Raw genomic sequence first — 11,915 nt, forward strand, 5'->3', positions numbered from 1 at the left:
GGGGCGCGGGGATCAGCCCGGTTTTTGCGCTAGTACCATGTACCACAAATAATTTCGGATTGGAATATACAATTTAAATGTGTCTGATGAGGCATGGCCAACCGATACAAAGTGACCCTAACGCAAGCAGAGCGCGATCAACTCACCGAGCTTGCCCGCAACGGAAAATCGACGGCGGTAAAGTTTATTTACGCCCGCGCGCTGTTACTCTGCGACGCAGGGGAGTTTGGGCAGCGGTGGACGGTGGCGGACACGGCGGCAGGGATGGGTGTGAGGACACGTACCATCGAGCATCTTAAGCAGCGCTTTGTTGAAGGGGGATTGGATGCGGCGTTGGCGCGCAAGCCATTGATTAAGAGCAAAGCGGCTGTTTTTGACGGTGAGTTCGACGCCCGCTTGACTGCACTGGCCTGCTCGCAAGCGCCGAGCGGCTACCAGCGGTGGACAGTACGGCTCTTGGCCGACAAGCTCGTTGAGCTAAAGATCGCCGAGGCCGTCTCCCCGATGACCGTTCATCGTTCTCTAAAAAAAACGAACTGCGGCCTCATTTAAGCAAATACTGGAAGATCCCACCCGATGCTGACGCGGCCTTCGTTGCCGCCATGGAAGATGTACTGGAAGTATATCGTCTGCCGCTTGATCCGCGCTTCCCTGTGATTTGTATGGATGAGTCTAGCAAGCAATTGGTTGGAGAGGTTAATGCGCCAATCCCGATTGCTCCAGGCCATGGCCAAATCATCGACTACGAATACGTGCGCAACGGAGTGGTCATGCTTTTTGTTGAGGTCGAGCCGCTGACGGGACGCCGCCACGTCGAGGTGACTGAGCGACGCACCCGCAAGGATTGGGCCTGCTTTATTAAGGGCATGCTCGATGAACGCTACCCCGACGCGGTCAAGGTCCGCCTGGTCATGGATAATCTCAATACGCACGCCATCGCCTCACTCTACGAAACCTTTGCACCGGCTGAAGCCCGCCGCTTAGCCGAGCGGCTGGAAATCCACCATACTCCTAAGCACGGCAGCTGGCTAAACATCGCCGAGATCGAACTGAGCGCACTCAGTAGCCAGTGCCTGTGCCGACGTATTCCCACCCTCATCGACTTGCGCCATGAGGTTGCCTCTTGGCTCCACCACCACCGCAATCAGCGCGCCGCCACCATTAACTGGCACTTCACAACTGAAAAAGCTCGGATAAAACTAGTGAGACTTTATCCGAAACTTTTAGTGGTACATGGTACTAGGATAGTTCAAAGCCTCTTTTTTAAGGCTAGGTACGCCGCAAGGGTTCGAACTTCTCTTTGTCAGTGTGGTGCGCAGCCGTGGCCGTGAGCGTGAGCTCACGGTGGTGGTAGGACGCCTCGCCGTGTGTGCGACTGAGTTATTACTTCGGCAGGTGGCCGGCATGGACAGCTGCGGCGATTAACTCGGCTGCGTGCTCCCAGACCGCCGGTGCGCCCTCCGCGATGTATTGGCCGCGGGCGATAACCCGGTCGCTGGTGACGCCGTTTTGCCTCCACGCGACGCCCTCGGTGAGGCAGTTTTGCAGCATTGGCTGAAACCGATCCAGTGCGGCGGCAAATTTGGCTTCCGGTGTGGTTCGCGCCTCGAATTCGTCCCATAGGCTGCGAAACTCGGCGGTTTGGTCAGCGGGAAGCAGCCCAAAAATCCGCTCGGCGGCACGTGACTCGCGGGCGTGCTGGTCGGCTTGTTGAGCGGGAGAGTAGGCGAATGTATCGCCCGCATCGATTTCGACGATGTCGTGGATGAGGAGCATTTTGAGCACCTTTAGCACGTCGAGGTTCGGCGTGTTGGCGTGTTCGGCCAGCACCAGAACCATCAAACAGAGGTGCCAGGAGTGTTCTGCGTCGTTTTCCTGGCGGCGGCTTTGGGTGAGCAAGGTTTGGCGGAGGATCTCCTTTAACTTGTCCACTTCGACGATGAACCGGATTTGCTGAATTAAGCGCGCGTTGGCCATGTCGACTCGATGACTTTCGGCCCCGCGCTTGGCGAGTCCGGAGGCTGCGCCACGAGTTTTCACCCAAACGCAAAGTGTCACCTATTAGGTGACACTTTGCGTTTGGCTGGAGTTTGGCCTCTGACTAGTTGGCCCGGAGAAGGCCGTAGAGATAAATGGGGCGTCGGGCCCATGGGAAAAAGCGTGGCCATGAACGATGGTGTCGGACCATGAGCACCACCACCAAAGTTCAGCGCATCATCCGCAAAAACAGTGAGCAGTGGTATGTGACATTACCCGCTTCCATCGCCCAGACGATGGGGTTCGCCAAGTCGGAGGCCGTCGAGTGGACCGTCACCGACGCGCATCATTTGGTCCTCTCACGCAGTCTGGTCGCGCCCGTTATGCCGGTCACGCCCGAGCTGGTGGACGTAGGCGTTAAAAAAAAGTCCAGTTGGGTTTATCCGATCGGCTGGGACGACTTATGAAACGGGCTTGTGCTGCGGCTTGCGCCGCCCCCGAGTGCGCCCGGAGACTGCAGGGGCATCTCATGGCGGCACTGGTTTCACCGTGCCGGGGGACTCTTACCAACCTGATTTGTCTGTGCGGGCGTGCCCAGCAGGACTGGACGGCCGACTACCGGTTGTATTCGCGTGACCGGGTGAAGCCGGCGGGGCTTTTCCGCACGGTCCTCCATGAGCTTGAGGTAAACCTGCCGGCGCTTACCCCGTTGGTGGCCGCCATCGATGACACCCTGGTACGCAAAACCGGGGTCAAGATCGACGGCGTCGGCTGGAAACGCGATCCGCTCGGCCCCGCGTTCCAAACCAACCTGGTGCGCGGCCAGCGCTATGTGCAACTCTCTGCGGCCTGGCCTGGTTCCGACGGACACGCCCGGATGATTCCGGTGGATTTCACCCACGCGCCGACGCCGCCAAAGCCGGGTAAAAAAGCCACTACCGACGAGGTTCAGCAGTACACGGAGAAGAAAAAACAGCAGCGGCTTAATGTCGTCGCGCTCGCCCGCATCCAGCAGCTTCGCCAGGCGCTGCCAGACACGCGCAAACTGGTGGTCGCCGGCGATGGCAGTTACACCAATGCGGTCGTACTCAAGGGCCTGCCCGCCAAGACCGTTTATATCGGCCGGATCCGCCGGGACGCCGTGCTCAACGCCCTGCCTGGACCACCCGCGGCCACCGGTCGCCCGCCGGTCTATGGCGCGCCGGTCCAGACCCCGGAAGAGCTGCGCACCGACGACACCGTGGCCTGGCAAAGCGTCGAGGCTTATGCGGCCGGAAAAAAGCACACCTTTAAAATCAAGACCCTCGGGCCGGTGCTGTGGCGTAAAGCCGGGGCGACGCTCCCGTTGCAAGTCATGGTGATCGCCCCGGTGGGCTACCGATTGCGCGCAGGCTCGAAGCTGCTCTATCGCCAGCCTGCCTTCTTGGTTTGCACCGACCCGGATATGCCCGTGGGTGACCAACTCCAGTATTACCTCTGGCGTTGGGTCATCGAGGGAAACTTCCGGGATGAGAAAACCCTGATCGGCACCGGCCAGGCACAACTGCGCACCGCCGCCTCCAACCGCAACCAACCCGCCGCCACCGTCGCCGCCTATGCGCTGTTGTTAATCGCCGCCCTGCTCTTCGGCGATCCTGCGGGGCAAACCCCTGATCCGCCGCCGCATCTTCGCCCGCCCAAATGGCGCACGCACTCTTCGGGCGCCTCGCCTGCGACCAGTTCCACGGGGGACCTCTTGCGCACCCTGCGCAGCGAATGCTGGGCCGACCAGATCGCCCCAGAGAGTTTCTCCGACTTCACGTCGACCGACCCTCCCTCCACGAACTCATCAAAAGCGCCACCCTTCTTGGCTGAAGCACTCTTCCGCGCTGCGTAACCGGGCCTCCGGCCGCTTCGCATCCACCTGCTTTTGGGGCCAAACTCCAGCCAAACGCAAAGTGTCACCTATTAGGTGACACTTTGCGTTTGGCTGGAGTTTGGCCTCAAAACGAGTTGAGATCCGTCCCCCAGCTAAGGTAGAAGCGTACCGCAGGTAGCAACGGCATGGGTTTCGATGCGTTCGTTGACGTGCGGGTGGCTGTTGCGAAGTCTGCGAAACTCTCCGGAGTGATCAGCTCAGATCGCCATACATGATGCGCCGCACCTGTGTGGTTCTTGGCACGAGTTAAACGGCCAAACTCCAGACCTTGAGCTCACGCTCAAGGCCACGTTCGGGCGGGTGCGGCCTGGAGTGTGCCTTTGCCTGGGTGGCTTTGGCTCGGTGTGGCTTCGTGCGTGAGCACGAGGTGTTTTTTCTGGCTGCGGTGCGCCGAATCCTTGAGCTCACGCTCAAGGCCACAAGGAGTGTGTTCGCGAAGAGTGTGGCCTTGAGCGTGAGCTCAAGGATTCGGCTGATCTGCGTTCGACTAGTCAGGGGCCAAACTCCAGCCAAACGCAAAGTGTCACCTATTAGGTGACACTTTGCGTTTGGCTGATTGGGGGGGGGGAGGTGTTGCAGCCCCGATTGGTGGAGGATTAGTAGCGGATTAGGCGTGAATTGGGCGGCGGGTAACGAGGACGCAGACCTGGTTTTTTCAGGGTTAATTAGGGGTAACCTTTTACTTGCTTGCGAGCGCTGGGGGCTTTTCCCTTGTGGGCTATTTTCCCATGAAAATCCTCGTCGCCGACAAGATCTCACCTAAGGGAGTTGCCTACCTGCGTCAGCAGCCGGGCTTTGAAGTCATTGAGGCCTATGGCTCCACTCAGGAGCAGGTCCTCGCTCTCGTCAAAGACGTGCACGCCATCGCCGTGCGCTCTGAGACCAAAATCACGCGTGCCATCCTTGAGGCCGCTCCGCTCTTGAAGGTCGTCGGCCGCGCCGGCGTCGGCGTGGACAACGTCGATGTCGATGCCGCCACCGAGCGTGGCGTCGTGGTCATGAACACTCCGGCCGGCAACACCATTGCCACCGCCGAACTCACTTTCACCCACATCCTCTGCGGCGCACGTCCCGTCGCCCAAGCCGCCGCCTCCATGAAGGCCGGCCAGTGGGACCGCAAGAGCTTCAGCGGCATCGAGCTTTTCAAGAAGACCATCGGCGTGGTCGGTTTCGGCCGCATCGGTGGCGAAGTCGCCAAGCGCGCCCAGGCTTTCGGCATGCGCGTGCTCGCCTACGATCCGTATCTCGCCCCCGCCCGCGCCAAGGCCATGCAGGTCGAGTCGGTTACCCTTGATGAGCTGCTCACCCAATCGGACTACATCACGGTTCACATGCCGATGACCGACGACACCCACCACATGATCAACGAGGCCGCCTTCGAGAAGTGCAAGAAGGGCCTGCGCATCTTCAATTGCGCCCGCGGTGGTATTATTAAGGAAACCGCCCTGATCGCCGCCCTCAAATCGGGCAAAGTCGCCGCCGCCGGTCTCGACGTGTTCGAGGAAGAGCCCCTCGCCAAGGACAGCGAACTGCGCTCGCTGCCCAACGTCGTGCTCACGCCCCACCTCGGCGCCTCCACCAGCGAGGCCCAGGAAGCCGTTGGCATCGAAGTCGCCGAACAAATCGCCGACCTGCTCATCAGCGGCGCCGTGCGCAACGCCGTTAACCTTCCCTCGGTTGACGCCGCAACCGCCAAGATGCTCGCCCCGTACATCGACCTCGGCACCAAACTCGGCACCCTCGTCCAGCAGATCGCCCCCGCGCAGATCGCCACCCTGCGCATCACCTACGCCGGCAAGATCGTCGAAATCGATGCCAACGCCATCACCCGCTCGATTGAGCGCGGGTTCCTCCGTCGCATCAGCGAGGATGTTAACACCGTCAACGCTCCCTTCGTTCTGCAGCGCCTCGGCATTCAGGCCGACGTGATCAGCAGCAACGTGGCTTGCGACTACTCCGAGCTGATCACCGTCGAGGCCATCAACGCCGCCGGCGAGGTCTTCTCGGCTTCCGGCACCCTCATCGGCAAGGCCAACGAACCCCGCATCGTTGGTATCAACGGCCGCGAGGTCGAGGTTGCCGCTGAAGGCAAGCTGCTGGTTTTGGAAAACATCGACCAGCCCGGCATGGTCGGTGCAGTTGGCACCCTGCTCGGCAAGGACAAGGTCAACATCGCCGACATGTCCCTGAGCCGTCTCACCCCAGGCGGCACCGCCTACATGGTGGTGCGTGTTGACACCGAGCCGAGCGAGGCTGCCCGCAACGAAATCAAGGGCAACCCGGCTATCAAACAGGCCAAGTTCATCCAGCTCTGATTGTAACCTAAGGTAGGTGCCCATTTTTGGGCGATGGCTGCATGCCATCGCCCATCGGTGTGCGCCTACCTCTTTTTTTGTTCCCATGTTGATCCCCCTGACAATCGCCGCGCTTTTCGGTTACCTATTGGGCGCTATTCCTTTCGGTTACATTGTGGCGCGTGCCTACGGGATTAACATCTTCGAACACGGCAGCAAAAGCCCGGGGGCGACCAACGTGAAGCGGGTGCTGGGCAAGCGCGCCGGCAACACCGTGTTCGCTCTCGATGCGCTCAAGGGCGCGGCGGCCGCCGGTTGGCCGCTACTGTTCGCCCAATGGGCCGCCTACAAGAGCGCGGCTTCCTCCATCGCCGCTGTGGCCACCGCCGCCCACCAAGAGACCACCTGGACGATTTTCGTCGCCAACGTTAAAGTGCTCACGCCTGAGACCGTGATTCCTGCGGCGGTGGTCGGGCTCTTGTGCGCGGTGATCGGGCACGGATTTTCGTGCTTCACTCGCTTTAAAGGCGGCAAGGGCGTGGCCACCTCCGCCGGTGGTTTTGTGGTGCTCATGCCGGTGGTGACGCTGATCGCCTTGGCGGTGTGGCTGGTGACCTTTTACACCTCCCGCTACGTGTCCTTGGCCTCGATTGTGGCGGCGGCGGCGATTCCGCTGGCGGCCTTTTTACTCAAGGCGCCCACGCTGGTCATTGGGTTGGCGGTGGCGATTGGTCTGTTTGTGATCGTGTTGCACCGCGCCAACATCAAACGCCTGCTCGCCGGCACCGAAAACCGCTTCGTTAAAAAGTCGCCCGCCGACGCTTCCTGAGTTTCGGCGAGTGCCGCGTTCAGCCGAACGCGGCAACGGCGATTCGTTCGCGGTTCGCTCAAGCGTTCTCGCCCGTGACTGGTTTGCGCGCATCGCTCTTTTTAGACCCAAGCCTGAAACCGGCTTGAAGGGGATTTACCTCTGGCGTCCACTTGAGACCATTTAAGACCAAAATGAAAATTTACTTCATGGGGATTTGCGGGACGGCGATGGGCAACGCCGCGTTGCTCGCTCGCGCTGCTGGCCACGATATTGTCGGCGCCGACACCGGCGTTTATCCGCCCATGAGCACGGTGCTCGCCGATGCCGGCATTGTTTTGCACGAGGGCTACGATCCGGTCCGGCTTGCCCGGCTCGCCCCCGATCTGGTGGTGATCGGCAACGCGATGTCGCGTGGTAACCCCGAGGTCGAGTGGCTCCTCGATGAGCGCGCGATCGCCTTCACTTCCCTGCCTGCGCTGCTGCACAGCACCGTATTGTCCACGCGCAAAAACATCGTCGTGTGCGGCACCCATGGCAAAACCACCACGACCGCCCTCACCGCATTCCTTCTGCGTGAAAACGGCCGCGATCCGGGCTTCCTCATCGGCGGCGTGCCGCTTGATCCACCCGTGGGCAACCACCTCGGTTCGCCCGCCGATCCCTTCGTCATCGAGGGCGACGAGTACGACAGCGCGTTTTTCGATAAACGCTCCAAGTTCATCCACTACGCCCCGCATGTCGCGGTGTTGAACAACCTCGAGTTCGACCACGCCGATATTTTTCGCGATCTGGCCGACGTGCAGCGCACTTTTTCCCACCTCACGCGCATCGTCCCGCGCAACGGTTTTATTGTCCTCAATGGCGACGACGACAACCTGCGCGCCCTCGGTCCGCTCGCCTGGACTCAGGTCGTGCGCGTGGGCCAAGGCGAGGGCAACGATGTGCGCATTGTGGATTTCACCGAGACGCCCGCCGGGGTGAGTTTTCGCCTACTTTGGGGCGGGGTGGAGTGGGGCGCCGTTAACTGGTCTATCCCGGGTCTCTACAACGTCCGCAATGCCGCCATGGCGGCGACTGCGGCGGCGCTGGCAACCCAGCCGTCCGCGCCCACGAGCTTTTCGCTCGCGCCTCTGGCCCGTTTTCGCGGGGTCAAGCGCCGTCAGGAAGAGCGTGTGCGCACCGCTGGACTCACTGTGATCGAGGATTTCGGCCACCACCCGACGGCTCTAGCCGAGACGCTCAAATCGTTCCGCAACCGCTTTCCAGGTCAGGTGTTGACCGCCGTGTTTGAGCCACGCAGCAACACCGCGCGCACCAATACGCTACAAGCTGGGTTTATGTCGGCATTGGCGCTAGCTGATGAGGTTTACCTTGGTGCGGTTAACCGTGCCGAAAAGCTCAAAGCCGACGAACGCTTCGATACCGTCGCGGTGATTGCGCATCTGGAAACCTGCGGCGTGCGTGCGGCCAGTGCGCCGACCAACGCGCTGCTGTTGGATAATCTGGTCGCCGCCACGTTGCCCGCCTCCAGCGCCAAGCCGCGCCTGGTGGTTTTCTTTAGCAACGGCAGCTTCGACGGCATCATCGCCAACTACGTGAAACAGGCCGCGGTCGGTTAGTCGGCGACGCGCCCTGTTCGCAGGGCGGGCGGTCGCTCAGGCGTGGAAGCTTTGCAGCGTCCGACGTGTTTCCTCGATCCAGCGCGCCTCGCGGGAGGCGAAGATATGGATGTCGGGCGTGGAATGGAGGGTTTTTGCCCATTCCGCCCACGCGGAGGTTTCCCAGATGTCCACATCGATGATCGTGCCATCCCCGCTGAAGCCTAAGCCGTAGATTTTGGCCCACTGGTTCGCCACCGCCACCAGAGCAACCGTGCCCTGATGTTCGGGCGCGGCCCGCCACGGGCTGTCGTGGTACGCAATGGTGTCCAATACCACCGGCGGAAGCCCCGCTTCGGAGCCGAAAATCCACCCCGCTTCACGATGGTCCATGCCAATGCGCGCCTGTTCAAGCGGGGGCAACGACGCGCGGTCCTGCCAGGCGGCGAGCAGTACATTTTGATAAACTTCGGGGACGACCACCGAGAGGGCGATTTTGCCCAAATCGTGCAGAATGGCGCAGGCGGGAAGTGAGTTGCCCGCTTGCCGTCCCATCCACGCGTCGAGCCGGTCGGCCAACATGGCGGTGGCGAGCGCGTGCATCCACAGGTGTTTCCAATCAAACCCGCTGGTGATGCCCTCGCTGTCGCGCTGCAGCAGCATCGAGGCGGACAGCATCCTTACGCGGTCCACGCCGAGCATGTGCACGGCGGTGTCGAGGTCGCTGACGGGTTGCTCCGAGGCGATGTGGACCGAGTTGGCCATTTGGAGCAGGCGCAGGCACAAGGCCGGGTCATGGCTGATCGAGCCGACCACTTCGGGGATGGAGATAATCTCGCGCCCCATGGAGTGGCTAAAACGACGGGCGAGGGATTTGAGCGCGGGGATTTGTTTTAAGTTCTGTAAGCGGGCCTGCACCTGTTGCCAATCGGCGGGGTGCTGCGCCGAGGCTTCAGCGCGTGCGGCAACTTCGGCGGCGCTGCAGCGGAAGGTGGCGGCGAGGCGTTGGGCGTGTTGTTCGGCGCCCTGGTGGGAGGGGCGCGGCGCCGCAGCTTCAAGGGCGTTTACAGTCGGCGGTGTGGCAGCAGCGGGAGGTGCCGGTGGCGCGGGGGCGATGAATCGCTGCGCAGGCCGGGGAGGCGGGGATCCGGAGAGCCGGGCAAAAAAAGTGAGCAGCCACGAAAACACGTTCTTTCGTTAATCGGCGCAAATTCATCCTTCTGAAGCGCTTTCTTCTCAGTTTATCTGCGATTTTTACTGCGCCGCCTCTGTGTCCACCCGCGCATCACCGTGATTGTTATCGCCTCGGAGGGGAGGCGACGGAGCCAAAAAAAGCCCGACCGGTGAAGGTCGGGCTTTTTTTGGGGGCTGAGTGCGGAGCGGGATTATCCGCAGGTGCCTCAGGCGGGGATTTCGACGTGAGGGTTGATGTCCGCTTCGTAATCGATGCCGGGCAGGCCGAAACCGAAGAGTTTCAAAAACTCGGTGCGGTAGCCTGCGATGTCGGTGAGCTGCGGGAGGGTTTCGGTGTTCACATCAGGCCAGATCTTGGTGACCTCAGCCTGGACGTCGGACTTCATCTCCCAGTCGTCGATGCGCACGCGGCCGGCGTCATCGAATTCCAATCCCATGCCGCCGTACATTTGGGTGCGGAACAGGCGCTCGATCTGTTCCATGCAGCCCTCGTGTGAGCCCTTGGCCTTCATGATCTTGTAGAGGATGGAAATGTAGAGCGGAACCACCGGGATAGCCGAGCTGGCCTGGGTGACGAGCGCCTTGTTGACGGAAATGAAGGCGCGGCCATAGCCGTTGCACTTGAGGGTGGCGTTGATCGATTTGGCGGCGCGCTCGAGGTCGTTTTTGGCCAGACCGATGGTGCCGTTTTTGTAGATCGGCCAGGTGACTTCAGGCCCGATGTAGGAGTAGGCAACCGAGGTGGCGCCGGGGGCGAGCAACTTGGCCTCGTCGAGGGCGTTGATCCACATTTCCCAGTCCTCGCCACCCATGACGGCGGTGGTGTCGGCGATCTCGGCTTCGTTCGCCGGTTCAATGGTGATGTCGGAGACGATGCCCTTGTCGGTATCGACGGTTTTATTGGTGTAGGACTGGCCGACCGGCTTGAGGCAGGACTTGTGGGTGACGCCAGTCTTGGGGTGGGTGCGGCGCGGGGAGGCCAGCGAGTAAACCACCAGGTCGACCTGACCGAGGTCCTTTTTGATGGTCGCGAGGACGTCGGCTTTGACTTGGTCGGAGAAGGCGTCGCCGTTGAAATTCTTGGCGTAGAGGCCCTCCTTGTGGGCGGCGGCGGTGAACGCGGCGCTGTTGTACCAACCGGGAGTGGCGGTCTTGTCGATTTCGGAGGGGCGCTCAAAAAAGACGCCGATCGTGGCGGCGCCGGAGCCAAAGGCTGCCGAGATGCGCGAGGCCAGGCCGTAGCCGGTGGACGAGCCGATCACGAGGACCTTCTTGGGGCCCTTTTTAACGGCGCCCTTTGCCTTCACATAGTCGATCCATTCTTGGACATGCGCGGCGCAGCCGGCAGGATGGGCGGTAACACAGACAAATCCACGGACTTTGGGTTTGATGACCATAAAAAGGGGAGAGTCTTCGGGGTGAAACGGCGGTGGGCAAGACTAGAGTCTTAACTAATCAGTAGTAAGCGCGGCGGTTGGCCGGGCAGGGTTTCGGGTGCGCGGTGGATGCAGGGAGGCACGGGGTTGCCGGGATAATCCACGGCGATTCGCCAGAGGTTGCCCAATCCGAATGAAAATGGTTTCGCCTGCGGGGCGGGAGCGTAGTGCAGGTCATAGCAGTTTTCATTCAGGAAAACGCGGAACTCTTCGTCGTCCGCCCCGCCATAAAGTTTAAGCAACTCAGCCCGGGTTTCAGGGACATCCACGCGGCGTTGGGCCTCCTCGTTGCGCAGGCCCTCACTGGAAGGCCCAAAGTAGGTGCACAGGTAGGTGTCGGCCTGAACCGTGGCGCTGTCGGCGTGGAAGGAATACACGTCGATGGGCACAACCGTGGGGTCCTCATCGCGCGGGTAGGCGACAATGCAGTCGAGGTTGGGCAGCAGGCCGTGCTCGCGCAGCAGGCGCTGATCGTCGAGCAGGATGGCAATGGCCACACGCCCCTCGTCACTCACGGGCAGGGTATTGAGGCGCTCGGCGTCAAGGCAGGTGATATCCTCATCGACGACCAGGTGTTCGACGATCTCGGCGAAATTACCCGGCAGTGTGCGCTGCCAGCACAGGGCGTTGACGCCGTTTTCGAGCGGCGTGGTGACCAGTTCTTGGAAACTGTGCACCCACTTGATG

At 61.2% G+C, this 11,915-nt stretch carries 9 protein-coding genes and 1 pseudogene; 6 read left to right on the forward strand and 4 right to left on the reverse strand.

Features of this window, described 5'->3' with window-relative positions; translation table 11 throughout:
- Positions 1 to 93 precede the first annotated feature (93 nt).
- A pseudogene (locus tag H2170_01310) lies at positions 94 to 1,226 on the forward strand (IS630 family transposase).
- Positions 1,227 to 1,383: 157 nt separating this feature from the next.
- Here the strand turns inward: H2170_01310 and H2170_01315 are convergent.
- Entirely contained in the window at positions 1,384 to 1,977 is a 594-nt protein-coding gene (locus tag H2170_01315; protein MCS6298730.1) for an HD domain-containing protein, read from the reverse strand.
- 209 nt (positions 1,978 to 2,186) lie between these two features.
- Between H2170_01315 and H2170_01320 the strand changes: the two genes are divergently transcribed.
- From H2170_01320 to H2170_01340, 5 genes are all read left to right on the forward strand, one after another.
- Positions 2,187 to 2,444, forward strand: a complete 258-nt coding sequence (locus H2170_01320; GenBank protein MCS6298731.1) for a hypothetical protein — start codon at positions 2,187 to 2,189, stop codon at positions 2,442 to 2,444.
- 62 nt (positions 2,445 to 2,506) lie between these two features.
- A complete protein-coding gene (locus tag H2170_01325) occupies positions 2,507 to 3,853 on the forward strand; it encodes a transposase (protein ID MCS6298732.1) in 1,347 nt (448 codons plus the stop codon).
- 770 nt (positions 3,854 to 4,623) lie between these two features.
- Positions 4,624 to 6,210, forward strand: coding sequence for a phosphoglycerate dehydrogenase (locus H2170_01330; GenBank protein MCS6298733.1), 1,587 nt, complete (start codon positions 4,624 to 4,626; stop codon positions 6,208 to 6,210).
- 85 nt (positions 6,211 to 6,295) lie between these two features.
- The gene (gene plsY, locus H2170_01335; protein MCS6298734.1) at positions 6,296 to 7,018 is read left to right on the forward strand and encodes a glycerol-3-phosphate 1-O-acyltransferase PlsY; all 723 of its coding nucleotides are present in this window, start codon (positions 6,296 to 6,298) and stop codon (positions 7,016 to 7,018) included.
- A gap of 173 nt (positions 7,019 to 7,191) precedes the next feature.
- Positions 7,192 to 8,619: a Mur ligase gene (locus H2170_01340; GenBank protein MCS6298735.1), complete on the forward strand. Its 1,428-nt coding sequence runs from the start codon at positions 7,192 to 7,194 to the stop codon at positions 8,617 to 8,619.
- A gap of 36 nt (positions 8,620 to 8,655) precedes the next feature.
- Here the strand turns inward: H2170_01340 and H2170_01345 are convergent, their stop codons facing one another.
- The 3 genes from H2170_01345 to H2170_01355 form a co-directional block, all read right to left on the reverse strand.
- Positions 8,656 to 9,786 (reverse strand): HDOD domain-containing protein, encoded by a 1,131-nt coding sequence (locus H2170_01345; protein ID MCS6298736.1) that lies wholly within the window; start codon positions 9,784 to 9,786, stop codon positions 8,656 to 8,658.
- Positions 9,787 to 9,998: 212 nt separating this feature from the next.
- The gene (locus tag H2170_01350) at positions 9,999 to 11,189 is read right to left on the reverse strand and encodes a trans-2-enoyl-CoA reductase family protein (GenBank protein MCS6298737.1); all 1,191 of its coding nucleotides are present in this window, start codon (positions 11,187 to 11,189) and stop codon (positions 9,999 to 10,001) included.
- 50 nt (positions 11,190 to 11,239) lie between these two features.
- Entirely contained in the window at positions 11,240 to 11,905 is a 666-nt protein-coding gene (locus H2170_01355; GenBank protein MCS6298738.1) for a hypothetical protein, read from the reverse strand.
- Positions 11,906 to 11,915: the final 10 nt, after the last annotated feature.

It is taken from the genome of Opitutus sp. (genome assembly GCA_024998815.1).
GTDB lineage: Bacteria > Verrucomicrobiota > Verrucomicrobiia > Opitutales > Opitutaceae > Rariglobus.

Coding starts and splice junctions, on each gene's coding strand:
- H2170_01320 (MCS6298731.1), top strand. CDS start 2,187: ATGAGCACCACCACCAAAGTTCAGCGCATCATCCGCAAAAACAGTGAG.
- H2170_01330 (MCS6298733.1), top strand. CDS start 4,624: ATGAAAATCCTCGTCGCCGACAAGATCTCACCTAAGGGAGTTGCCTAC.
- H2170_01350 (MCS6298737.1), bottom strand. CDS start 11,189: ATGGTCATCAAACCCAAAGTCCGTGGATTTGTCTGTGTTACCGCCCAT.
- H2170_01325 (MCS6298732.1), top strand. CDS start 2,507: ATGGCGGCACTGGTTTCACCGTGCCGGGGGACTCTTACCAACCTGATT.
- H2170_01315 (MCS6298730.1), bottom strand. CDS start 1,977: ATGGCCAACGCGCGCTTAATTCAGCAAATCCGGTTCATCGTCGAAGTG.
- H2170_01340 (MCS6298735.1), top strand. CDS start 7,192: ATGAAAATTTACTTCATGGGGATTTGCGGGACGGCGATGGGCAACGCC.
- plsY (MCS6298734.1), top strand. CDS start 6,296: ATGTTGATCCCCCTGACAATCGCCGCGCTTTTCGGTTACCTATTGGGC.